The 23,410-nt window shown below is 72.0% G+C and carries 15 protein-coding genes; 10 read left to right on the plus strand and 5 right to left on the minus strand.

The window, feature by feature from the left end; all coding sequences use genetic code 11:
• Positions 1–3: 3 nt before the first annotated feature.
• Together ABL310_RS05240 and ABL310_RS05245 are read left to right on the plus strand one after the other, a co-directional pair.
• On the plus strand, positions 4–195 hold the full coding sequence (locus tag ABL310_RS05240) for a hypothetical protein (protein ID WP_349370646.1): 192 nt from the start codon (positions 4–6) through the stop codon (positions 193–195).
• Positions 195–680 (plus strand): DUF3429 family protein, encoded by a 486-nt coding sequence (locus ABL310_RS05245; protein WP_349370647.1) that lies wholly within the window; start codon positions 195–197, stop codon positions 678–680. Before ABL310_RS05240 ends, ABL310_RS05245 begins: the two co-directional genes overlap by 1 nt.
• Here ABL310_RS05245 and ligD read toward each other — a convergent pair.
• Both ligD and ABL310_RS05255 read right to left on the minus strand, forming a co-directional pair.
• Positions 677–3,406, minus strand: coding sequence for a DNA ligase D (gene ligD / locus ABL310_RS05250; RefSeq protein ID WP_349370648.1), 2,730 nt, complete (start codon positions 3,404–3,406; stop codon positions 677–679). The genes ABL310_RS05245 and ligD overlap by 4 nt on opposite strands.
• Before the next feature lie 7 nt (positions 3,407–3,413).
• Positions 3,414–4,427: a Ku protein gene (locus ABL310_RS05255; protein WP_349370649.1), complete on the minus strand. Its 1,014-nt coding sequence runs from the start codon at positions 4,425–4,427 to the stop codon at positions 3,414–3,416.
• Positions 4,428–4,668: 241 nt separating this feature from the next.
• On the opposite strand from ABL310_RS05255, the gene ABL310_RS05260 reads away from it, so the two are divergent.
• Entirely contained in the window at positions 4,669–5,019 is a 351-nt protein-coding gene (locus ABL310_RS05260; RefSeq protein ID WP_349370650.1) for a BrnT family toxin, read from the plus strand.
• On the plus strand, positions 4,985–5,344 hold the full coding sequence (locus ABL310_RS05265) for a helix-turn-helix domain-containing protein (RefSeq protein WP_349370651.1): 360 nt from the start codon (positions 4,985–4,987) through the stop codon (positions 5,342–5,344). Before ABL310_RS05260 ends, ABL310_RS05265 begins: the two co-directional genes overlap by 35 nt.
• Before the next feature lie 12 nt (positions 5,345–5,356).
• Here the strand turns inward: ABL310_RS05265 and hemF are convergent, their stop codons facing one another.
• Together hemF and ABL310_RS05275 are read right to left on the minus strand one after the other, a co-directional pair.
• Positions 5,357–6,217, minus strand: a complete 861-nt coding sequence (gene hemF / locus ABL310_RS05270) for an oxygen-dependent coproporphyrinogen oxidase (protein ID WP_374730395.1) — start codon at positions 6,215–6,217, stop codon at positions 5,357–5,359.
• A 94-nt stretch (positions 6,218–6,311) separates the two neighbouring features.
• Positions 6,312–12,326, minus strand: a complete 6,015-nt coding sequence (locus ABL310_RS05275) for a hypothetical protein (protein ID WP_349370653.1) — start codon at positions 12,324–12,326, stop codon at positions 6,312–6,314.
• Between the two features lie 259 nt (positions 12,327–12,585).
• Between ABL310_RS05275 and ABL310_RS05280 the strand changes: the two genes are divergently transcribed.
• The 6 genes from ABL310_RS05280 (at position 12,586) to ppx (ending at position 19,215) form a co-directional block, all read left to right on the plus strand.
• Complete coding sequence (locus ABL310_RS05280; protein WP_349370654.1) at positions 12,586–12,957, plus strand: Hpt domain-containing protein; 372 nt, start codon at positions 12,586–12,588, stop codon at positions 12,955–12,957.
• Positions 12,958–13,085: 128 nt separating this feature from the next.
• The gene (locus ABL310_RS05285; protein ID WP_349370655.1) at positions 13,086–13,406 is read left to right on the plus strand and encodes a 2Fe-2S iron-sulfur cluster-binding protein; all 321 of its coding nucleotides are present in this window, start codon (positions 13,086–13,088) and stop codon (positions 13,404–13,406) included.
• Positions 13,407–13,501: 95 nt separating this feature from the next.
• Complete coding sequence (locus ABL310_RS05290; protein WP_349371999.1) at positions 13,502–14,614, plus strand: AI-2E family transporter; 1,113 nt, start codon at positions 13,502–13,504, stop codon at positions 14,612–14,614.
• A complete protein-coding gene (locus ABL310_RS05295; protein ID WP_349370656.1) occupies positions 14,607–15,311 on the plus strand; it encodes a hypothetical protein in 705 nt (234 codons plus the stop codon). The genes ABL310_RS05290 and ABL310_RS05295 overlap by 8 nt, the downstream gene beginning before the upstream one ends.
• A gap of 78 nt (positions 15,312–15,389) precedes the next feature.
• Entirely contained in the window at positions 15,390–17,630 is a 2,241-nt protein-coding gene (locus ABL310_RS05300) for an RNA degradosome polyphosphate kinase (protein WP_349370657.1), read from the plus strand.
• A gap of 40 nt (positions 17,631–17,670) precedes the next feature.
• Positions 17,671–19,215, plus strand: a complete 1,545-nt coding sequence (ppx, locus tag ABL310_RS05305; RefSeq protein WP_349372000.1) for an exopolyphosphatase — start codon at positions 17,671–17,673, stop codon at positions 19,213–19,215.
• 22 nt (positions 19,216–19,237) lie between these two features.
• On the opposite strand, the gene ABL310_RS05310 is transcribed toward ppx, so the two are convergent.
• Positions 19,238–23,203, minus strand: coding sequence for a PAS domain S-box protein (locus ABL310_RS05310; RefSeq protein ID WP_349370658.1), 3,966 nt, complete (start codon positions 23,201–23,203; stop codon positions 19,238–19,240).
• Positions 23,204–23,410: the final 207 nt, after the last annotated feature.

Below are 23,410 nucleotides of genomic sequence, written 5' to 3' on the forward strand. Positions count from 1 at the left end.
GCGATGGGCGACGTCAAGCGCAAGCAGAGACCGGAGCCCGCGGAGGCGCCGGGCCTCGCGGACGAGAGCGTCAACGCGAGCCGCCGGGCCGGGCCCGAGCCCGACCCGGGCGACGCGGCGCCGGCGGATCGCGCGAAGATCGCGACGGACGCGCCCGGCAGCCGGAGCCGGCGGGAGACCCGGGAGCGCTCCTGATGGACGCCCGCCGCCGCCTCTCGGTCGAGGAGCGCGCGCGCCCCTCCGCGATCAGCCGGTTTCTCGGCTACGGCGCGGTCGCGCCGGTGGCGATCCTGGTCGTCGGCGCGATCGTGCTGGAGGGTGCGCTCGCCGCGCTCGCGCGCCAGCTCGCTGTGCTCTGGGGCGCGGCGATCCTCGTCTTCCTCGCCGGCGTGAGGCGTGGCCTCTCGTTCCGCACCCCCGGCGGGGCGCGGGCGATCCAGATCGCGACGATGACGTGGTATTTCGCCGTCGGCCTCGCCGCGGCGCTCGCGAGCCTCGCGACGACGCTGCCCTGGCTCGGTCCGGCGCTGACGACGCTCGGCTTCGCGAGCCTGCTCGTCCTCGACCCGGCGGCGGCGCGCCGCGCGGAGGCGCCGCTGTTCTTCGAGCGTCTGCGCCCGCCGCAGATGGGCCTCGCATCGGCGCTCTACGCCGTGCTGCTCGTGGACGGCGTGATCTAGCGCCGGGCGCGCGCCGCCTTCGCTCGCGGCAGCGTCTGCTTCAGCTCTTGCATCCCCTCCCACGGGTCGCGGTTCAGGTACGCGAGGCGGGTGGGAAGGTTGTCGACGGTGAAATGGTTGGGCGCGATCTCGGGGCCGAGCTCCTCCCAGAAGAGCGGCGTCGCCACCGGGGCGCCGGGGCGAGCGCGGGTGGAATAGGCCGCGACCGCGGTGGCGCCGCGGCCGTTGCGCAGGTAGTCGACGAAGATCTTTCCCTGGCGCGCCTTCTTGGCGAGCGTGTCGGTGTAGTGCGCGGGGTCGTCCTTGGCCATGGCGGTCGCGATGCCCGAGGTATAGGCCTTCGCCTCCTCCCAGCCGACCTTCGGCGCGATCGGCACGACGACGTGCAGACCCTTGCCGCCGGTCGTCTTGACGAAGCTCTCGAGCTTGTCCGCCGCCAACCGCTCGCGCACGGCCTGCGCCGCCGCGATCACCTCCGGAAAGCCGACGCCCTCGCCCGGGTCGAGATCGAAGACGAGGCGATCGGGCTTCTCCGGGTTCTTCAGGGTCGAGCCCCACGGGTGGATCTCGAGCACGCCGAACTGGACCAGCGTCATCAGCCCGCGCAGGTCGCGCACGGCGATCACCTCGTCGTCGCCGATGGTGGGCGTCAGCACCGCCTTGTCCATGCCCTTCCAGGGGTGCTTGGCGAAGAAGCACTCCTTCTGCGCGCCGGACGGGCAGCGGATCAGGGCGAGCGGGCGGTTCTCGATCTGCGGCAGGATCCAGTCGGCGATCTGCGTGTAGAAATCGGCGAGCCCCGCCTTGGTGACGCCCTGGCCCTCCCACAGAACGCGGTCCGCGCTCGTCAGCTTGATTCCGGAATAGGCGCCGGCCGGCTCCGTCATCGATTCCGCCTTCTTCCGCGCGGGTTTCTTCGCCGTCTTCGCCGGCTCGTCCGGCGTCGCGTCGACGGGCGTCGGCGCGGGCGCCTCGCGGGCGACCTCGCGCGGGTCCTTGTCCTCGCGCAGCCCCTTGTAGGACGCGTGCCGCAGGAGCCCGTCCGCCGTCCAGCCCCTGAGCTCGATCTCGGCGACGAGCTCCGGCTTCGCCCAGCGGACCTTCGCGGCGGCGGCGCGGGGGAGGGGCTCCGCGAAGGGCGGCGCGTCGGCGTGGACCGCCTCGATGGCCTCGTGGAGGGCGCGCGCCTCCTTCTCGGTGAAGCCGGTGCCGACGCGCCCGACATGGACGAGATCCTCGCCCTCGTAGACGCCGAGCACGAGCGAGCCCACCGCCTTGCGCAGGTTCGTCGCCGGAACGTAGCCGGCGACCACGAATTCCTGGCGGGCGGAGCACTTGGTCTTGAGCCAGTCGCCGCCGCGGCCGGAGGAATAGGGCCGGTCGGCGCGTTTGGAGACGATCCCTTCGAGCCCGATCCGGCAGGCGTGGCGCTTCATCGCCTCGCCGTCGCCGGCGATGTGCTCGGAGAGGCGCACCCGGCCGCCGGCGGGCGCGTCGTCCAGGAGGAGCGCGAGCAGCCGCTTGCGCTCCGCGAGCGGCGCGCCGGCGAGGTCGACGCCGTCGAGATGCAGGAGGTCGAAGGCCTGAAAGACCACGCGCGCCGTGTCCCCCGCCTTCAGCGCGGCCTGGAGACCGGCGAAGTCGGAGACGCCGCGTTCGTCCTCGACCACGGCCTCGCCGTCGATCAGGGCCGCTCCGAGGTCGAGTGCGGCGAGCGCCTCTGCGAGGGCGCCGAACTTCGCCGTCCAGTCGAGGCCCTTGCGGGTGAGGAGCTTCACCCTGCTCCCCTCGATGCGGGCCTGGAGGCGGTAGCCGTCGAACTTGATCTCGTGCAGCCAGCGCTCGCCCGACGGCGCCTTGTCGGAGAGGCTCGCGAGGCAGGGTGGGACGAAGGCGGGGAGGGCGGCTTTCTTCGCGCCCTTCACGTCGCCCGGGCCGGGCTCGGGAGCTTTCACGGTGCGCTTCGTCTTCGTCGTCTTCTCGGCGGCGGGTTTTTTCGCGGACGGCTTTTTCGCGGACGGCTTGGCCTTCGGGTCGGCGAGCTTGTCGTCCCAGTCGGCGCGCAGCACGTTCTCGGACTTCAGGTCCTCGATCGTGCGCCCGGAGCGGACCGAGGTGGTCTCCTCGGCGAGGACATCGCCGGCCCCGTCCGGCCGGGCGGCCTCGTCGTCGGACTTGATCAGCAACCAGTTCTCCTTCGCGCTGGCGCGGCGGTCCTTGCCCGCGCCGGTGCGCACGAGATGCCAGCGGCCGCCGAGGCGCTTTCCCTTCAGCGTGAAGGTGAGCCGGCCGCGCTCCATGTCCTTGCGCGGATCGCCCTCGGGCTCCCATGCGCCCTCGTCCCAGACGATCATCGCGCCCCCGCCGTAGGAGCCCTCCGGGATCAGGCCCTCGAAGGTGAGGTAGTCGAGCGGGTGGTCCTCGGTGTGGACCGCGAGGCGCTTGTCGCCGGGAACGAGGCTCGGGCCGCGGGTCACGGCCCAGGAGAGCAGCACGCCGTCGAGCTCGAGGCGCAGGTCGTAGTGCAGCCGGCGCGCCGCGTGCTTCTGCACGCAGAAGCGCAGGGGGGCGGGCGCGGCCTTCCTGCCTCCACGCCGGCCCGACGGACGGCCGCGCGGTTCGGGCGTCGCGGCGAAGTCGCGCTTGTCGCGATAGCGCCCGAGCGGATCGCCGGGCGGCGCCGCTTTCGGCTCCGCCGCCTTCGCCTTGGTCGCGCGTCGCGCCATGGCGCCCTCAGCTCGCCTTCTTCTGTTTCGCGGCGGGCTTCTTGCCCGAAGTCCTGCCCGTGCTCGTCCCGCCCGTGCTCTTGCCCGACGACTTGGTCGCGCTCGTCGCCGCCGACTTCGCGGCCGCCTTCTTCGGCGCCGGCTTGGCCGCCTTGCCCGCGGGCGCCGCCGCCTCGGCGGCGGCGGTGGTCTTGCCGGCGGACTTTTTCGTCGGCGGGCCCTTCTCGGCGGGCTTGCCGCCTTCCTCGGCGGCGAGGGAGCGCTTGAGCGCGTCCATCAGGTTGACGACGTTGGAGGGCGGCGCGGCCTTGGGCGTCGGCAGCTCCGTGGCGCCGGACTGCTTGGCGCGGATCAGCTCGACGAGGGCGTTCTCGTAGCGGTCCTCGAAGGTCCGGGGCTCGAAATGGCCCTTCTTCGTCTCGACGATGTGGAGCGCGAGATCCTTGACCTCGTCGGGATAGTCCACCTTCGGGATGTCCTCGAAGACCTCCTTCTCGCCGCGGATCTCGTAGGCGTAGTGCAGCGTCGTGCCGACGAGACCGTTGTCGAGGGGCTCGAGCAGGATCAGCCGCTCGCGGCGCGCCATCACCACGCGCCCAATGGCGGCCATGCCCTTCTCGCGGATGGCGTCGCGGATCACCGCGAAGGCCTCCTGCGCCACCTTGTCGTCGGGAACGAGGTAGTAGGGGCTGTCGAGATAGCGCTCGTCGACCTCCTTGCGGGGCACGAAGCTCTCGATGTCGATCGTGTGGGTCGATTCGAGCTTGAGCGCATCGATCTCCTCGTCCTCGACCTGGATGTACTCGTTCTTGCCGACCTTGAAGCCCTTGACCTGATCCTCGGGCTCCACCGGCTCTCCCGTCTCGCTGTCGACGTAGAGCCGCTTGACGCGGTTTCCGGTCTGCCGGTTGAGCGTGTTGAAGCGCACCTTGCTGGTCGAGGTCGCGGCCGGATACAGCGCCACCGCGCAGGACACGAGCGAGAGCTTCAAGTAACCTTTCCAGATCGCGCGCGCCGCCATGGCGTGTTCTCCCAGTCTCGGCGCGAATTCGCGCGAGGGCGCGAGTCTTCGGGACTCGCCGCGCGAGTCGTTCGACTCGGCACCCGAATCGAACGTGACTCTGCGCGAGTCGTTCCGGGGCGGCGAAGACTGGGGATAGACTCTGGACGGGGCGCGCGGACCGTGCGCGGGACTCGCGGCGCGGGCGGCGGTAAGGAGAGGTGGGCCGCGGCGCAGCTGCAGGCCGACGGGAGCGCGGGGCATGCGGCGATCCAAGGATCGTTTGACGTCTGTACGGGATGCCCGTACTCTCTTCGCGCCGGCCGAGTTCGAATGGGACGACCGTAAGGCAGCCGCCAATTCGGCGAAGCACGGCATCCCGTTCGAGGCGGCCATGGAGGTGTTTCGCGATCCGAGGCGGACCGAAACGCCAGACGACCGTCGAGACTACGGCGAGGACCGCTTCGTCGCTGTCGGCGCCGTCGACGGAGTGGCGATCTCGGTGGTCTACACGAGGCGCGGCGACGTTTGCCGGATCATCTCGGCGCGGCGCGCCAGCAGGAGGGAAAGGGTCGACTATGGCGACCGTTCGAAAGAGTCTGGCAGCGGCTGAGCCTTTCCGGTTCACGCCGGAGGAGCGGGCGCGGCTCGAGGGGATGACCGAGGCGGAGATCGAGCACGCCGCCGCGGACGATCCCGACAATCCGCCGCTCAGCGACGATCAGATCGCCCGGATGCGCGCGGCCCGCGTCGCACGCGAGGCCCGTGAGCGCACGGGCCTGACGCAGGCCGAATTCGCCGAGCGCTTTCAGATCAGCCTCGGGCGCGTTCGTGATCTCGAGCAAGGCCGTTTCCGGCCCGACCCGGCGCTGATCGCGTACCTGACCGTCATCCGCGAGGAGCCGGACGTCGTGCGGCGCGCGCTCGACGCCGCCTGACGCGCGCCCGCCTCAGGGCCACCGCACCGTCGGCGGCATCGAGGAGAGGATCGAGGCGACGTTGCCGCCGGTCTTGAGGCCGAAGATCGTGCCGCGATCGTAGAGCAGGTTGTACTCGACGTAGCGGCCGCGGCGGATCTGCTGCTCGTGGCGGTCCTGCGTCGTCCACGGCGTCGCCATGTTGCGGCGCAGGAGCTCCGGATAGACCTCGAGGAAGGCGAGGCCGACGCGCTTGGTGAAGGCGAGGTCGCGGTCCGGGTCGGCCGACCAATGATAGTCGTAGAAGATGCCGCCGATGCCGCGCGGCTCGTTGCGGTGCTTGAGGTGGAAATACTCGTCGCACCAGGCCTTGTAGCGGTCGTAGTCCGCGATGTCGGCGAAGTCGTCGCAGGCCGCGCGCATGGCGGCGTGGAAGGCGACCGTGTCCGGATCGTCCTGCGTGCGCCGGCGGTCGAGGACCGGCGTGAGGTCCGCGCCGCCGCCGAACCACGGCTTCGTGGTCTTCACGAAGCGGGTGTTCATGTGCACCGTCGGCGCGTGCGGGTTCCACGGATGCGCGATGAGCGAGATGCCCGCCGCCCAGAAGCGCGGGTCCTTGTCGGAGCCCGGGATCTGGCCGCGGAATTCGGGCGCGAACTCGCCGTAGACGGTGGAGACGTGCACGCCCACCTTCTCGAAGACGCGCCCGCGCATCATCGCCATGACGCCGCCGCCGCCATCGGCGCCGGAATGGTCCCGGCGCGCCCAGGGCGTGCGCTCGAAGCGCCCGGCATCGGCGGGCGCCTCCGTGTCGAAGGGGCCGGTCGCGTCGTCCTCGATCGCCTCGAAGGCGGCGGTGATCCGCCCCTGCAGCTCGGCGCACCAGGCGGGCATCGCCGCCTGGAGGCGCTCGACGTCCGCCGGGTCCCAGGGCTTTCCGTCGGTCATGTCCGGGCCGTCTCCCCCCAAATCCGTCCTGGCGCCGCGCTCATTGCAAGCGCCCGCTCGCATGGGCAAGCATCGTGTAGACCTTGCCCGTCTCCGAGGTCAGGTAGGTGCGCGTGAGCACCTGGTCCCGGTCGTCGCGGGCGACCTCCGTGAGCAGGCGCTCGAACTCCTCGACGTAGCGGTCCACCGTCTGGCGGAACTCGCCGTCGCGGCGGTACTTGCGCCGGATCTCCTCGAAGGTCTGGCGGCCCTGCGGCGTGTAGAGCCGCCCCTCGAGCCGCGCCATGGCGCCGGGCTCGTAGCGCTTCCACAGCTCGACCGCGGCCTCGTGCACGATCATGCGGGCGATGTCGACCGAGATCGAGTTGAGGCTCTCGAGCGCGTTGCCGCCGCGGGCGCGGGGCTCCTCCGGCTCCGGCTCGCGGGCCGGGGCCGGCGGGCCGGCGGCCTCGTCCTCGGAGGCGCGGACCAGGAGGTCGGAGAGCCAGCCGCCGCGGCCGCTCTCGCGCGGCGCCGGCTCCTCGCGGCGCAGCGAGAGCTTCTCGCCGCTCCGGGCGCCGCCGTTGCCGTTGCCGCTCGTCGACGGCCCGGCGGCCCCGCGCAGGGCGGGGGTCGCGGCGAACGGGTCGGCCGAGCGCGCCGCAGGCGCGGCGGCCTGGATCGCCGCGGTCTGGTAGCTCCCCTGCGCCGCGCTCACCGCGCCGCCGGCCGCGCCGGCGACCGCACGGGCCTGCGCCGCGCCCTGAGCCGAAGCCGCCTGCGCCGAGATGGCGTCGACCGCCTTGTTGGAGCGCGTCACCAGCGTGGCGAGCTCGTTGAGCGCCTTGATCTGGTCGGAGACGACGCGGCGCATGGCGGCGGCGCTCTCCTCCGTTTCCTTCGGCAGCTCGAGCACGCCGCGGGTGAGCTCGGCGCGGGTGGCCTCCAGCTCCCGCTGGATCTGCGCCGTCATGCCGCGCAGCTCCTGCGCCGCGTCGCGGAAGCGGGAGGCCGCTCCCTCGAGCGCCGCGTTCATCTCGGAGGCGACCTCGGCATAGGCGTCGCGGATGGCGAGCGCGGTGCGGGCGCGCTCGTCGCCGGTGGCGACGCGCACCTTCTCGAACTCGCTCTCGATCGCCTTCGAGGTGCTCTCCGCGGTGGTCGAGAGCAGGCCGCCGATGTCGCGGGCCTTCTGCTCGGCCTCGTGGAGAGAGGTCTCGATCAGGCCGGCGAAGCCGCGGGTCGCATCGGCGATCTCGTCGGAGCGCGCCTCGATGCGCGCGAGCAGCGCCTCCAGCGTGCGCGAGCGCTCGCCGAGCGAGCCGTCGAGACGGCCCTCGAGCCGCTCCAGCGCGCCGGCCGCCTCGGTCAGGGCGGAGAGCTGGTCGCGGGTCGAATCCGCCACCTGCCGGCCGCGCTCGTCGAGCAGGACGGCGAGCTCGCCCGCCTCCCGCAGGGCGCCGCCGGAGACGGAGCCCAGCGCCTCCACCTGGCGCTCGACGCGCTCGGCCGCGGACTGGGTCTGGGCGGCGACCTCGTTGATGAGCGAGGCGATCTCGTGGGCCCGGCCGCCGAGCGCCTGCTCGACCTCGGAGAGCGTGCCCGTGGCGGAGCCGGCGACGTCGCGCAGCGCCCGATTGGCGTCGTGCAGGCGCAGCAGCACGCCGCCGAGCTCGGTGCGGATGCGCTCGTTGGTGGAGACGAGGGTGTCGACCGTCTGGCGGGTGCCGTCGTCGAGGCTCGCGCGCAGCGCCTGGGCCGACTCGGTCCAGGCCTGCTCCAGGGCCGCGCCCTGGCCGCGCAGGCCGTCGAGCAGGGCCCGGCTCTGGTCGGAGAGCGTGTCCGTCAGACGCTGCGAGAGCACGTCCACGTCGCGGCCGATGGCGTCCGCGCGGGCCTGGAGCGCCGCCACCAGCTCGCCGCCGCGGCCGTCGATGAGGCCCTCGAGGTCGCCCAGGCGATGGCCGAGCGCCCCGACCAGGGCGTCGCCGCGGTCCTCGATCAGGTGCGCCACGGCGCCGGTGCGCTCGTCGAGCGACTGGGCGAGGGCGCTGGAGCGATCGTCGAGCAGATGCGTCATCCGGTCGATATGCTCGCCCATGGAGACGATGATCGAATCCGAGCGCTTGTCGAGGATCTCGGCGATGGTGGCGCCGCCGCGGTCGAACAGGGCCTCGACGCGGCCGATCCTGCCTTCGAGCTGGCCCACCAGGGTCTCGCCGCGCTGGTCGAGCGTGGCGCCGAGCTTGGCGCCGCCCTCGTCGAACAGGCTCTCGACCCGGCCGATCCGGCTCTCGAGATCGACGACGAGGCTCTCGCCGGTCTTGGCGAGGGAGACGCCGAGCGCCGCGCCGCGCTCGTCGAAGAGCGAGCCCATGCGGGCGATACGCTCCTCGAGGCTCTCGATCAGGGCCTCGCCGCGCTGGTCGAGGCCCATGGTCAGGCGCTCGCCGCCCGAGGAGAGCAGATCCTCCACCTCGCCGATGCGGGCGCCGAGGCTCGCGACCAGCCGCTCGCCGCGCGCGTCGACGAGGCTCGCGAACATCTGGCCGCTCGTGTCGAACAGCGCGCTCGCCTGGTCGAGCTTCTGGCCGAGCGCGTCGACGAGGCCCTGGCCCCGCTCGTCGATGAGGCCGGCGATGGCGCCGGTGCGCTCGTCGAGCAGGCCCGCGAGCACGCCGGAGCGGTCGTCCAGCAGGTGCGTGACCTCCTCGACCCGCGATCCGAGCGTGTCCAGCACCTTCTGGCCGTGCTCCTCGATGAGGCTGGCGAAGGCGCCCGTGCGCGTGTCGAACAGCGAGCGGATCTCGGACATGCGGGCGGTGAGCGAGCCGATCACCTCCTCGCCGCGCTCGTCGATCACGGCCGCGACGGAGCGGCTCGCGTCCGAGAGGAGCTGGGCGATCTCGGCCATGCGATTGCCCAGCGAGGCCGCGACCTCCTGGGTGCGGGCGTCGAGGGCGGCGGCCGCTTCCTGGCCGCGCTCGTCGAGGGTGCGGGCGAGGACGTCGCGCTTGTCGTCGAAGACCGAGGCGAGGCCGGCGGTGCTGGCGTCGAGGGCCTCCGAGACCTGGCGGGCGCGGGCGTCGAAAAGGTTCTCCAGCTCGGCGGCGCGGGCGGCGAGCTTCTCGTCGATGGCCTTGCCGCTGGCGTCGTAGAGCGCCACCAGGCTCTGGGCGCGCTCGTCGAGCCGCGCGTCGATGGCGAGCCCACGCTCGTCGAGCGTGTCGGCGACGGTCTCGAGGCGGCCGACGACGCGGGTCTCGAGCTGGGCGACCCGGTCGTCGAGGGTCTGCGCGATCTCCTCGGCGCGGCCGCCGAGCACGCCGTTGATCTCGGCGGCCTTGTCCGACAGCGTGTCCGAGAGCTGGGCCGAGCGCGACGCGATGAGCTCGCCGATCTCGGCCGCGCGGCTCTCCAGCGAGCGGGCGACCTCGCGCCCGCCCTCGGCGAGCACGCGGGCCATCTCGCCGGTGCGCACCACGAGCGCCTCGTTGAGCGCGCTCGACCGCGCGCCGAGGCTCTGGTCGACCTTGGCGACGAGCTCGTCGAAGGTGGCGGTGATCTCGAGGGCGCGCTTCTCGGAGCGCTGCTCCAGCGCCGCGAGCTGCGTCTCGACGCTCTCCGTCGCCTCGCGGGCGCGCGCCGCCAGAGCCTCGGCGAGCTCGGCGCCCTGGACGTTGATGACGCGGTCGATCTCGCCGAAGCGCTCGACGACGGTCGTGGTGAAGGTCTCGACGTCCTGGCCGAAGCGGTCGGCCAGCGCGCCGCCGCGCTCGACGATGGTCGCCTCGAGCCTCGTCAGCTTGTCGGAGATCGCGCCGTCGATCTCGCTCGCGGTGGAGCCGAGCTTCTCCGCGAGCGCGCCGCCGCGCTCGACGATGATCGACTCGAAGCCCGCCAGCCGCTCGCCGAGCAGCCGGTCGAGCTCGCCGCCGCGCTCGCCCACCGTGGCGGTGAGCGTCTCGCCGGTCTTCTGCAGGGCCTCGTTGATGCGCACGCCCTGCGAGGTGATCGCCATGACGACCTCCTTGCCGGTGGCGGCGAGGTCGTCACGGGTCTGGCTCGCGCCGGAGGAGAGCGCCTCGGCCAGCGAGCGCTCGTGCGCGCCGATGGCCTCGCGGAACGTGTCCGCATGGCCGCCGAGGGCGCCGGCGAGCGCCTCGGCCGCCTCGTCGAAGGCGGCGCGGAACGCTTGCGTGCGGGTCTCGAGCGTCGAGGCCACGTCCTCGGAGGCGCGCTCGATCGAGGCCGTCGCCGCGGTGGCGCGCGCCTCGATCAGGCCGGCGAGGCGATCGCCGACGGCGGCGAGGTTCTCCTCGAGCGCCTTGCCGTTGCCCGTGATGGCGGCGTCGATGCGATCGCCCGTGGCCTCGAGCCGGCTCGCCAGCGTATCGCCGCGCTCGCCCAGCGAGGCGACGAGGGTCTGCGCGGCCTCCTCGATGCGCGCGCGCACCCCGTCGCCGCTCGCGACGATGCTTTCCCCCGCCGCGGCGATCTCGGCGCGCACGCCGTCGCCGCGGTCCGCGATGCCGGCGACGACCGTGTCGCCGGTCTGCTCCAGCCGCGCCAGCAGGGCCTCGCCCGTTCCCGCGAGGCGTCCGCCGAGGTCCTCGCCGCGCTCGGCGATCTCGGCGGCGACGCTCTCGCCCGTCTTGGCGAGGCGCGCGTTCAGCTCCTCGCCGCGGGCGACGAAGCTCGTCTCCAGCGTGGAGGCCGTGCGCTCGAAGGCCTCGCGCATGTCCTCGCCCTGGCGGGTGAGGGAGGCGACGATGCTCTCGCCCGTCTGCGCCAGAGCGCGATTGACCTCCGCCGCGCTCTCGCCGAGGCCGGCGGTGAGGGTGCGCCCGGTCTCGTCGAGCGTCGCGGTGAGCTCGGTCGCGCGCGCGTCGAGCGCCCCGGTGAGCTGCTCGCCGCTGACGACGATGCCGGCCTTGATGTCCTCCGACGCGTGCGCGAGCCGCCCGATCAGCTCCTCGCCGCGCAGGCCGATGTCCTCGACCACGCGCTCGCCCGCCTTGCCGAGCGCGAGCGTGATCTGCTCGCCCTGCGCGTCGAGCGAGCCGGAGACGCGCTCGCCGGTGGCGCCGATGGCGTCCACGATGCGCGCCGAGGCGCTCTCGAGGTCCTGGGTGAAGGTCTGGTGCGAGCCGGCGATGGCGCCGCGCACGCGCTCGGCGTTGGTGACGATGGCCTCGCGCTGGGCGACGAGCTCGTCGACCAGCGAGCGGATGCGGATCTCGTTGTCGGAATAGGCGCGCTCGAGGGTCGCGATCTCGGAGCGCACGAGCGTCTCCAGCTCGCCGGCGCGGGCGAGCGCGCGCTCGATGCCGTCGCCGACGGCGGCGACCTCGCGGCGCACGGCCTGCGAGACGGTCTGCACGGCGTCGGTGGAGAAGGTCTCCGGCTGGCCGAGCCGCATCGCCACCTCGCGGATGGAGCGGGCGACGAGCTTCATCTCCTGCGAGCGCACGGCGAGGATGGCGCCGGTGAACAGGAAGGTCATCGGCGCGATGGCGAGCACGAGCGCGACGGCCGCCTCCGCCGCGGTCCACGGACCCAGAAGCGCGTCGGAGCCGCCCTCGGCCGTCGCCACGGCCACGAGGCCGCCGAGCCAGGCGAGCGAGGCCGCGGCGGCGTAGGCGTAGGGCTTGCGCGAGGGCCGGGCCTGGAGCGCCTGCATCAGGGCCCCGACATTGGCGCGGTCGTCGTTGGCGACGCGGGAGGTGTCCGGGCCGAACTCGATGGGCGCCGACGATCCGGCGGGGGCGGCGGCGGCGGTCGCCGCCGCGGTGCTCGCGTCCTGGGACGAGGCGGTTCCGGCGCCGCGCACACGCATGAGCTCGTTCTCGTCGATCTCGGGAAGGCGCAGATCCTCCGCGAAGCTGGCGCGAACCTTGGCGATGCGCTCCTCGTCGACCGACGCCGGGGCGGCGTCGCCGCTCGCCGAGGGCGATCCGTCCTTCTCGCCCGGCTCCGGCGCCCGGCTCTCTCCCTCGCTCTCGAGGTTGAGCGCCTGTTCGATCGCCGACAGCGCCGCTTCCGTCGGATCCTTGAGCTTCTTTTCTGTGGCCATCTCGCCGCCTCGGTGACGCAACTCCGCGGCCGAGGGTCCGCGGAGGCGCGCGATGCGCCGGCCACGACCCCCCGTCCTCCCGGCACCCGCCTCCTGGGCGCGCGGACGGACCTCCGCGATCTTCCGGCCGACTGTAGACAGCCGCACGCCGTGAGGAAACCCGGGCTTTCGGGCGATTTTAGGTTTTCGTTAACGCTATGGTTACCGTGGCCTGAAAGCCTCTGTGGAGAACCTCTCCGCCGCGAGCCCCGCCACCCGCATGACGCCCGCCCCAGCCCGTCCGGAGCCGACCCGTCCCGAGCCCGTTCTCCTCGACCGCGCGCATCTCGCCGCGCAGACCTTCGACGACGCGGACCTCGCCCGCGAGGTCCTCGAGCTGTTCCGGGAGCAGATGCGGCGGCTGCGGCCGCTCGTCGCCGGGGCCGGGGACGCGACGGCGCGGATCGACGCGGCTCACACGCTCAAGGGCTCGGCCCGCGGCGTGGGCGCTGCGCGCGTCGCCGCCTGCGCGGAGGATTGCGAGCACGCCCTGCGGAGCGGCGCGCCTGCGTCGGACGCCGTCGCGCGCCTCGAGCGGGCGCTGGCGGAGACGGACGCGGAGATCGCGCGTCGTCTCGAGACCGGCCGCTGACGCGCGGCGGCCGAGATCACGTCGCGCAGCGGCCGTCGTGTCCCGCCGCTCCTCTTGCGGGGAGCGCCGCGCGGCTCTAAGTCAGCCGCGCAACGATCGCGAGCGGACCGACCCCGAGGAACCCCTTCATGGCCAAGATCACCTTCATCGACGTCCAGGGCGAGGCGCGCACCGTCGAAGCCGAGCCGGGCTCGACCGTCATGGAGGCGGCCGTGCGCAACGGGGTGCCCGGAATCGAGGCCGAGTGCGGCGGCGCCTGCGCCTGCGCCACCTGCCACGTCTACGTCGACGAGGAATGGCGCGAGAAGGTCGGCGAGCCCGAGCCGATGGAGGAGGACATGCTCGACTTCGCCTTCGAGGTGAAGCCGAGCTCGCGCCTGTCCTGCCAGATCCGCGTGCGCGACGACCTCGACGGCCTCGTGGTGAGAACGCCCGCCCGTCAGGGCTGAGGGCGGGCCGAGCGTCCCCTCCCTTGCGTCCGCGCCCGCTTCGCCGTAGCCCTTAGCGGGTCGCGCCGGCGGGCGCGGGACGGGGCGTGCGCACGATGACCATCCAGAAGCAGGCCGGGTTCTGGTTCGCCGCCTTGGTCGCGGCGGGGTTCTTTCTCTGGTTGTTCTCGGACATCCTGCTGCCCTTCGTGGCGGCGCTCGCGCTCGCCTACCTGCTCGACCCGATCGCGGACCGGCTGGAGCGGCTGGGCATGGGGCGGCTGGGGGCGACGCTGCTGATCCTGCTCGTCTTCGTGCTGGTGGTGGTGATCGTCCTCGTCCTGTTCCTGCCGCTCCTCGTGCGCGAGATCACGAGCTTCCTCACGCTCCTGCCGGATTACGTGACGCGCCTGCAGAGCCTTCTCGTCGAGCGCGGCGCGCCGGTGCTGGCCTATCTCGGCGTCGAGATCTCCGGGCCCGAGCTGCAGCGCAACATCGGCGAGGTCGTCTCGCGCGGGGCGGGCTATCTCGGCACGGTGCTCGGCACGCTGCTCGCGAGCGGGCAGGCGGTGATCTCGGTCTTCTCGCTTCTCGTGCTGACCCCGATCATCGCCTTCTATCTCCTCGTCGACTGGGACCGGATGGTCGCCAAGATCGACGCCTGGCTGCCGCTGCGCTATCGCGACACGATCCGGCGGCTGGCGCGGGAGATCGACGACGTCCTCTCGCGCTTCGTGCGCGGGCAGGCGACGCTCTGCCTGATCCTGGGCGGCTTCTACGCCGTGGCGCTCACGCTCATCGGGCTGAATTTCGGCGCCTTGATCGGCATCGTGGCGGGGCTCCTCTCCGTCATCCCCTATGTCGGCTCCTTCACCGGCCTCCTGCTCTCGGTGGGCGTCGCCATCGTGCAGTTCTGGCCGGATTACCTCTGGATCGTCGCCGCGCTCGCCGTCTTCCTGTTCGGGCAGTTCGTCGAGGGCAACTTCCTCTCGCCGAAGCTGCTCGGCGGGGCGGTGGGCATCCATCCGGTCTGGCTGATGTTCGCGCTGTTCGCCTTCGGCTCGCTGTTCGGCTTCGTCGGGCTCCTCCTCGCGGTGCCGCTCGCGGCGATGGTGGGCGTGCTCACCCGTTTCGGGCTCGAGCGCTATCTCGCAAGCCCGTTCTACGATCCCGCCCGCGCGCGGACGCCGCGGATCCCGACGAAGCCCTCGGAGGATCCCGATGCGTGAGCGGCGCGCGGGCGCCCGCCAGCTCGCGCTCGACCTCGCCGGCGCGCCGAGCTACGCGGAGGAGGATTTCCTCGTGGGCCCCTCCAACGAGGCGGCCTATGCGGCGCTCGAAGCCTGGCCGGACTGGAGCCATTCGGTGCTGCGGCTCGAAGGCCCGCCGGGCTCCGGCAAGAGCCACCTCGCATCGATCTGGGCCGCCCGCGCCGGCGCGCTCCGCATCGCCGCGGCGGACGTCGTCGACGCCCGCGTGCCGGCCTTGGCCGAGGCGCCGGCCCTCCTGATCGAGGACGCCGATCGCGGCATCGCCGACGAGGCGGCCTTCTTCCACCTGCTCAACCTCGCCCGCGAGCGGGGGATCGCCACCGTGATCACGGCGAGCGCGGCGCCCGACGCCTGGGGCGTGGCGACGCCGGACCTGCTCTCGCGCCTGCGGCTCGCGCCCTGCGCCCGCCTCGCGCCGCCTGACGACGCCGTGTTCAAGGCGGTCCTGGTGAAGCTCTTCGTCGACCGTCAGCTCGTCGTCGACACGAGCGTCGTCGACTTTCTCGCCCTGCGCCTCGAGCGCTCGCTCGCCGCCGCCGCGCAGGCCGTCGCCGCGCTCGACGCCGACGCGCTCTCGCAGAAGCGGCGCATCACCCGGCCGATGGCGGCGGATTACATCGCGCGCACGACGGGGGAGGGCGCCGAGGACGGGTAAGCCCTACCCTTTCGAGCCGCTCGCGATGTCTCTATCATCGCCGCGTCACGAGGTCGTCCTAGTCGAACGGGCGGGACCATGAGCGAGAAGGAGGTCGTCTTGCGCGCCAACATCACCCGCGAGGAAGCGGAAGAGATCGCGCAGGTCGACAGCCCGCCGGCGGTGCAGAAGGGCGAGGCGCCCGAGGGCGCGGACCTGCGCGGCACGCCGCACCGGTTCGTCAATCGCGAGCTCTCGTGGCTGCAGTTCAACCGCCGCGTCCTGGAGGAGGCGGAGAACCCCAACCACCCGCTGCTCGAGCGGCTGCGCTTCCTGTCGATCTCGGCCAACAATCTGGACGAGTTCTTCATGGTGCGCGTCGCCGGCCTGAAGGGCCAGGTGCGCTCGGGCGTGACGGCGGTGAGCCAGGACGGGCTCACGCCCTCCGAGCAGCTCGCGCGGATCGCCCAGGAGGTCTCCGCGCTCGCGAGCGACCAGCAGGCGCGCTGGCGCACGCTCGCGCCCGAGCTGCTCGAGGAGGGCATCGCGCTCGTGGGCGAGGACGATCTCGACGCGGCCGAGCGAGCGTGGCTCGAGGAGCACTTTCTCCACCACGTCTTCCCGATCCTCACCCCGCTCGCCATCGACCCGGCGCACCCCTTCCCGTTCATCCCCAATCTCGGCATGTCGATCGCGCTCAAGCTGCGCCGGCAGAGCGACGGCCGGCTGCTCAACGCGCTGATCCGCCTGCCGCTCAAGATCGATCGGTTCATCAAGCTGCCCGACGGGGGGGGCGGCCTGCGCTTCGTGGCGCTGGAGCAGGCGATCGAGATCCACGCCTCGCGCCTCTTCCCCGGCTACGAGCGGATCGGGCAGGGCACCTTCCGGGTGATCCGCGATTCCGACCTCGAGATCGAGGAGGAGGCCGAGGACCTGGTGCGGGTCTTCGAGACGGCGCTGAAGCAGCGCCGGCGCGGGAGCGTGATCAGGCTCGAGATCGAGGCCTCCATGGCCGACGACCTCGCCCAGTTCGTCGCCGACGAGCTCGACGTCGCGCCCGACGAGATCTTCAAGGTCGACGGCATGCTGGCTCTCAACGAGCTCTCGCAGATCGTCGGGCTCGAGCGGCCGGAGCTGAAGTTCAAGCCCTACACGCCGCGCTTTCCGGAGCGCATCCGCGAGAAGGGCGGCGACGCCTTCGCGGCGATCCGGGAGAAGGACATCATCGTCCACCATCCCTACGAGAGCTTCGATTCGGTCGTCGGCTTCCTGGAGCAGGCGGCGCGCGATCCCAACGTCGTGGCAGTCAAGCAGACGCTCTACCGCACCTCGTCGCAATCGCCCATCGTCGCGGCGCTCGCCGAGGCGGCCGAGGCGGGCAAGTCCGTCACCGCCCTCGTCGAGCTCAAGGCGCGCTTCGACGAGGAGGCCAACATCCGCTGGGCGCGCGACCTCGAGCGCGCCTCGGCGCAGGTCGTGTTCGGCTTCATCGAGCTGAAGACCCACGCCAAGCTGTCGATGGTGGTGCGGCGCGAGGGCGGCAACCTCGTGACCTATTGCCACGTCGGCACGGGCAACTATCACCCGATCACGGCGCGGATCTACACCGACCTCTCCTTCTTCACCGCCGATCCCGTGATCGCCCGCGACGTCTCGCGGATCTTCAACTTCATCACCGGCTACGCCGAGCCGGCCGAGCTCGAGCGCATGGCCGTCTCGCCGGTGACCGCGAAGAAGCGGCTCCTGCAGCACATCGCCGAGGAGATCGCTCACGCCGAGGCCGGGCGGCCGGCGGCGATCTGGCTGAAGTGCAACGCGCTCGTCGACGGGCAGATCATCGACGCGCTCTACGACGCCTCCTGCGCCGGCGTGCAGGTGGACTGCGTGGTGCGCGGCATCTGCTGCCTGAGGCCGGGGATCGCCGGCCTCTCCGAGAACATCCGGGTGAAGTCGATCGTCGGGCGTTTCCTGGAGCACTCGCGGATCTACGCCTTCGGCAACGGCCATGGCTTGCCCCACCCCAAGGCGCACGTCTACATCTCCTCGGCGGACCTGATGCAGCGCAATCTCGACCGGCGAGTGGAAGCGCTGATGCCGATCCTCAATCCGACGGTGCACCAGCAGGTGCTGGATCAAATCATGCTTGCGAATCTCCTCGACAACCAGCAGAGCTGGCGCGTCCTGCCCGACGGATCGAGCGCGCGCATCGTTCCGGAGGCGGACGAGGAACCCTTCAACGCGCACAAGTTTTTCATGACCAACCCGAGCCTTTCGGGACGCGGCAAGTCCCTGAAGACCTCGAGCCCGCGCGAGCTGTCGCGGCGCCGGGCTCGGCGCTGAGACGTCACGCGAGCGACCTACGGGGGCGGGACACGTGGATATCGCGACCGAAAAGCTGCTGGCGCGCGACGACGCGCCCGGACGTCTGAAGGTCGGGCGGCCGATCGCCATCATCGACATCGGCTCGAACTCGGTGCGCCTCGTCGTCTACGAAGGCCTCACCCGCGCGCCGATGCCGATCTACAACGAGAAGGTCCTGTGCGGGCTCGGCCGGAACGTGGTCTCCACGGGGCGGCTCGACGAGGAGGCGGTGGCGCGGGCGCTCAAGGCGCTCGCGCGCTTCAAGGCTCTGTGCCAGACGATCCGCGTCGGCGAGATCCTGGTGCTCGCGACCGCCGCGGCGCGCGACGCGCAGAACGGCCCGGACTTCCTGGAGCGCGCCGAGGCGATCGTCGGGCGCCCGATCGAGCTCCTCTCCGGCGCGCGCGAGGCGGAGCTCTCCTCGCTCGGCGTGATCTCCGGCTTCCACGAGGCGGACGGCGTGGTCGGCGACCTCGGCGGCGGCTCGCTCGAGCTCGTGGACGTCGAGGGGCTGAAGGCCGACCAGGGCGTCACCCTGCCGCTGGGCGGCCTCACCCTCCAGGACCTCTCCGACGACAGCCCGAGGAAGGCGCAGCGCCTGGTGCGCGAGGCGCTGCCGCGGGCCCCGCAGCTCGCCCGGCTGAAGGGCCGCACCTTCTATGCCGTGGGCGGCACCTGGCGAAACCTCGCGCGCCTGCACATGGCCGAGCGCGGCTATCCGCTGCGGGTGATGCAGGACTACCGCATCGACCCCGCCGACGGGCTGGCCTTCCTCGAGATGGTGGAGCGCACCCCGGCGTCGGCGCTCAAGGAGATCGAATCGGTCTCCGACGCGCGCCGGCCTCTCCTCGCCTACGGCGCCATCGTGCTCGAGGAGATCATCCGCCTCGGCAAGCCGGCGAGCGTGGCGATCTCGGCGCTCGGCGTGCGCGAAGGCATCCTGTTCGACCGCCTCGACGACGAGCTCAAGGGCGCCGACCCGCTGATCACCGCGGCGGCGGACTTCAACCTCCTGCGGGCCCGCTCGCCGGGGCACGGGGTCGAGCTGATGGGGTGGACGGACGCGCTGTTCGACTCGCTCGATCTCGACGAGACGCCGCAGGAGCGCCGCCTGCGGCACGCGGCCTGCCTCCTCGCCGATATCGGCTGGCGGGCGCATCCCGACTATCGCGGCGAGCAGAGCGTCAACATCATCGCCAACGCGGCCTTCATCGGCATCGACCATCCGGGTCGCGCCTATCTCGCCCTGGCGAACTATTTCCGCCACGAGGGGCTCTCGGTCGAGAAGGCGTCCGGCCAGCTCAAGGGCCTCGCCACGCCGCGGCTGATCACGTTGGCTCGAATTCTCGGCGGCGCTTTCCGGGTCGCCTATCCGATCTCGGTGGCGATGGAGGGCGTGCTGCCGAAGACCGCCCTGATGGCGCGCACGTCCTCCAAGGGCGCCCCGCGCATCGTGCTGCACCTGCCCGAGGACATGTCGGATCTCGTGGGCGAGCGCCTGTTCGGGCGCCTGAAGCAGCTCGGCAAGGTGCTGGAGCGCGACCCGAAGATCCAGGTCGCGTGAGACGGCGCGTGCGCCGCGCGCATCAGGCGCCCGCGGCCCGCAGCGCCGCGCGCCCGCGCGCTTCGAGATAGCGCGCGACCGCGTCCAGCCCCAGCAGCGGGCGGCTGATGAAGTAGCCCTGCGCGACATCGCAGCCGTGCAGGCGCAGGAACTCGAGCTGGGCGCGGGTCTCGATGCCCTCCGCCACCACCTCCATCCCGAGGGAGTGGGCGAGGTTGACGATGGTGCGCGCGATCGCGGCGTCCTCCGGGTCGGTGCCGATGTCGCGCACGAAGGACTGGTCGATCTTCAGCCGGTCCACGGGGAAGCGTTTCAGGTGCGCGAGCGACGCGTAGCCGGTACCGAAGTCGTCGAGCGCGATGGTGACGCCCATGGCGTGCAGGGCCCGTAGCGTCTCGGCGATCCTGTCGCTCGAGCGGTCCAGGAGCACGTTCTCGGTCACCTCGATCTCGAGGCGGGCGGAGGGCAGGCCGTAGCGCCGGAGCAGGCGCTCGACCTCCGCGGCGAAGCCGTCGTGCTTGAGCTGCGCCGCAGCCACGTTCACGGCGATCTGCCCCGGATCGAGGCCCCGATCGAGCAACGCGCGGGCGCTGCCGAGCGCCTGCGAGAGGACGGCCGTCCCGAGGGCGACGATGAGGCCGGTCTCCTCCGCGACGTGGACGAACTCGGCCGGCGAGACGGTCTCGCCCGCGCGACGCCAGCGCACCAGGGCCTCGAAGCCGGTATGGGAGCCGTCCCGGGTCCGCGCCTGCGGCTGCAGCGCGATCTGGAGCTCCTCCGCGGCGATGGCCTCGCGCAGGGCGGCGGCGATCTCCTGGCGGCGCTCGAGCCGGTTGCGCAGCGCCGGGTCGAAGAAGCACCAGGTGTCGCGCCCGCGCGCCTTCGCCTGATAGAGGGCGATGTCGGCGTTCTTGAACAGGTCGGCCGGGGTCTCGCCGTCGGCGGGAAACAGGGTGACGCCGATGGAGCCGCTCGGGCGGAACTCGCGCCCGGCGATCACGATCTCGCGGCGCAGGCTCTCGTGGATCTTGACCACGGCGGCGTGCGCGTCTCCCGCATCGGCGAGCCCGGGGAGAACGAGGGCGAACTCGTCCCCGCCGAGCCGCGCGACGACGTCGCTCTGCCGAACCGCGCTGGAGAGCCGGCGCGCGACCTCGCGCAGGAGCGCGTCCCCGGCGTCGTGGCCGAGCGTGTCGTTGATGTCCTTGAAGTGATCGAGATCGAGCAGCACGACCGCGCCGATGCCGTCCGCGGCGCGTCGTCCGTCCAGGAGCTCGCGCAGGCGCTGATTGACGACGGCGCGATTGGCGAGCCCCGTCAGCGTGTCCTGCTCGGCATGGCGCTTGATCGCGGCCTCGGCCTGCTTGAGGCTGGTGATGTCCGTGCGCACGCCCACCGTATGGCCGGAGGCGGAGCGCCGCTCGCGCACCTGCAGCCAGCGCCCGTCGCCGAGCGGCTGGACGATGCGTTCGGTCGGGCGCTCGCGGTGGACCTCGAGCCGCTTGGCGAGCCAGGCCGCGCGCGATTCGGGCGTCTCGCCGGCGTCCACGTATTGGCCGTTCTCGACGCCGTAGCGCAGGATGTCCTCGAAGCGCGCGCCGACGACGATCGCGGGTGCGGAGATCGCGTAGAAGTCCTTGTAGGCCTGGTTGCAGAGCACCAATCGCTCGTCGCTGTCGTAGGCGGCGACGGCGTCGGGGATGGTGTCGAGCACGTCCCGCAGGAGGCCCTCGGCGGCGGCGCGCTTGGACATCTCGGCTTCCGCCGCGGCCTCGGCGCGCTTGCGTTCGGTGATGTCGTAGCGGATCGAGACGAAGCTCTCGATGCGCCCGGCGCTGTCGCGCATCGGCACGATGGTGGTGTCGACCCAGTAGAGCCGCCCGTCCTTGGCCCTGTTGCAGATCTCGCCGCGCCAGGAGCGACCGCGCGCGATCGTCTCCCACATCTCGACGAAGAAGTCGCTCGGGTGCGATCCGGAATTGACGATCCTGTGCGTCTTGCCGACGAGCTCGTCGCGGTCGTATCCGCTGATGGCGCAGAACAGGTCGTTCACGTAGGTGATGCGGCCGCACCGGTCGGTGACGGCGACGATCGAATGCTGGTCGAGCGCCGCCTTGTAGGCGCCGAGCTCGGAGAGCGCGCGCTTGGTCTCCTCGTGCGCCTCGGTGAGGCGCTCGCGATGCAGGCGCTCGCCGGTGACGTCCGTGAAGCTCGAGATCACCGTCCGGCCGAGCGTCGCATGGGCGTCGAGCACGCGCGCGTTGACCTTGAGCCAGCGCAGCTCGCCGTCGGGACGGTGGACGCCCAGGATCGAATCGCGCACGCTTCCGCCCGTCCGCAGCGCGATCATCGACGGATGCTCGTCGCCGGGCAGCTCCGCGCCGTCCTCCCGGACCGCCCGCCAGCGCGGATCGATGGACTTGCGGCCGAGCATCTGGTCGCGCGAGAGGCCGAGCAGCGTCTCCGCCTCGCGATTGCAGTCGATCACGGCGCCGGACGCGTCCTGCATGACGATGCCGGCCGCGACGTTCTCGAGCACGGTCTCCAGCCGGCGGCGGCCGGTCAGCTGCTCGGTGACGTCGGTCTCGATGGCGACGAAGCCCTCGATCCCGCCGTCGTCGCCGGGGATCGGCTGGATGTCCATGTCCACCCAGTAGGTCCGGCCGGATTTCGAGCGGCTGACGAGCTGCGTGCGCACGCCTTCGCCGCGATCGAGCGCGCGCCCGATGGCGGCGGCGGCCTCGGGGTCGGTCTCCTCGCAGTGGAGGACGCTGCCGGGGCTGCGGCCCGCGACCTCGTCCAGCGTGTAGCCCGTCAGCTCCTCGAAAGCGGGATTGACCCATTCGATGGTGCGGTCCGCGCCGCACAGGATCACCGCGTTCTTGGTGAGGCGCGCGATGAGCGTCAGCCGCTTGAGGCGTTCGCGCGCGACCTCGCGCTCGCTCACCTCGCGTGCCGTGCCGCGATAGCCGAGGAAGCGGCCGCCCTCGTCGAAGACCGGGTCGCCGTTCACCTCCGTATAGCCGATGAGGTCGTCGAGCCGGCGGCGGCGGTAGACGAACTCGCGAACGGGGCGATGCGCGTCCAGATCCGCCTTGTGCGCCGCCCAGAACGGATCGGACAGATCCTCGTCCGCCAGCTCCCACCGCGTCTTCCCGACGACGGACGCGATGTCGAGGCCCGACTTCCCATTGTCGTCGCGCATCATCGTGAAGCGGTGCTCGGCGTCCGTCTCCCAGAGCCAGTCCGAGGTGGTGGCGAGGAAGTCGCGCAGGCGCTTCTCGCTCTCCCGCAGCGCCGCCTCGGCCTCGACGCGCTCGGTGTGGTCGAGCGCGATGCCGACGAGACCCGCGACGGCGCCATCGACGACGATCGGCGCCATCGTCGTCTCGGAGAACACCTCGCGGCCGGCTTCCTGCCGCTTCAGCATGGTGAAGCGGACGATCTCGCCCGACAGCGTCTGCTCCTGGTGGCGGCGCCATTCGCGGGTCATCTCGTCGTCGAGCGCGGTCTCCAGCGGATTGCGGCCGACCAGATCCCCGAAGGCGGCGCGATCGAGACGGTTCTGGAGCTCGTAGCGACCCTCGCGGTCCATGGTCCAGAACGGATGCGGCAGGCAGTCGAGCGCCGCCGTGATCCGCTCCCGCCAGGCCTCGAAGCGCTGGCGCTCGCTCTCCGTCGTCCGCGCGGCGCCGACGAGCGCGGCGATACCTTCGGCGATCTCCTGGAGCCGGGTCCGCTGCTCGGCGGACGGCGTGGACGCGCCGTGCAGGACGAGACGGATCGCCTCGCCGTCGTCGCCGGCGCGCAGCGTGACGGTCTTCGCGCCGGCTTCCGTCTCGCCGTAGCGAGCGAGCTGCGCCGGCGGGCCGACGGCCGCGAGAACCGTCGCGCCGGTCGCCTCCGCGACGCTGCACGCGCGGCGCAGCATCCGGTCGAGCGGCGGCTCGGCGGGCTCGTCTCGGCTCGGATCGCGCGGCTCCTGCACGGCTTCGCCTTTGAAGTGGTCGTCAGGGCGACACTGATCGCCAACCCGTAAAGGAACGGTTCTCACACGCTAGGCCTGTGATTGCGCAGGGGTGTGATTTCCTTAACGGCGGGGTAACCCCGCGCTTCGTGCATCGCGCACGGGCGTGTGAAGGCGCGCCTCATACGATCCCTGCGAGCTCTGCCGCCCGGATGGCCGCGCAGGGCG

The sequence above is a fragment of the Salinarimonas sp. genome (assembly GCF_040111675.1).
Lineage (GTDB): Bacteria > Pseudomonadota > Alphaproteobacteria > Rhizobiales > Beijerinckiaceae > Salinarimonas.

Coding starts and splice junctions, on each gene's coding strand:
- ABL310_RS05300 (WP_349370657.1), top strand. CDS start 15,390: ATGAGCGAGAAGGAGGTCGTCTTGCGCGCCAACATCACCCGCGAGGAA.
- hemF (WP_374730395.1), bottom strand. CDS start 6,217: ATGCCCGCCTGGTGCGCCGAGCTGCAGGGGCGGATCACCGCCGCCTTC.
- ABL310_RS05295 (WP_349370656.1), top strand. CDS start 14,607: ATGCGTGAGCGGCGCGCGGGCGCCCGCCAGCTCGCGCTCGACCTCGCC.
- ABL310_RS05275 (WP_349370653.1), bottom strand. CDS start 12,326: ATGGCCACAGAAAAGAAGCTCAAGGATCCGACGGAAGCGGCGCTGTCG.
- ABL310_RS05245 (WP_349370647.1), top strand. CDS start 195: ATGGACGCCCGCCGCCGCCTCTCGGTCGAGGAGCGCGCGCGCCCCTCC.
- ABL310_RS05290 (WP_349371999.1), top strand. CDS start 13,502: ATGACCATCCAGAAGCAGGCCGGGTTCTGGTTCGCCGCCTTGGTCGCG.
- ABL310_RS05260 (WP_349370650.1), top strand. CDS start 4,669: ATGCGGCGATCCAAGGATCGTTTGACGTCTGTACGGGATGCCCGTACT.
- ABL310_RS05285 (WP_349370655.1), top strand. CDS start 13,086: ATGGCCAAGATCACCTTCATCGACGTCCAGGGCGAGGCGCGCACCGTC.
- ABL310_RS05265 (WP_349370651.1), top strand. CDS start 4,985: ATGGCGACCGTTCGAAAGAGTCTGGCAGCGGCTGAGCCTTTCCGGTTC.
- ABL310_RS05255 (WP_349370649.1), bottom strand. CDS start 4,427: ATGGCGGCGCGCGCGATCTGGAAAGGTTACTTGAAGCTCTCGCTCGTG.
- ABL310_RS05240 (WP_349370646.1), top strand. CDS start 4: ATGGGCGACGTCAAGCGCAAGCAGAGACCGGAGCCCGCGGAGGCGCCG.
- ligD (WP_349370648.1), bottom strand. CDS start 3,406: ATGGCGCGACGCGCGACCAAGGCGAAGGCGGCGGAGCCGAAAGCGGCG.
- ABL310_RS05280 (WP_349370654.1), top strand. CDS start 12,586: ATGACGCCCGCCCCAGCCCGTCCGGAGCCGACCCGTCCCGAGCCCGTT.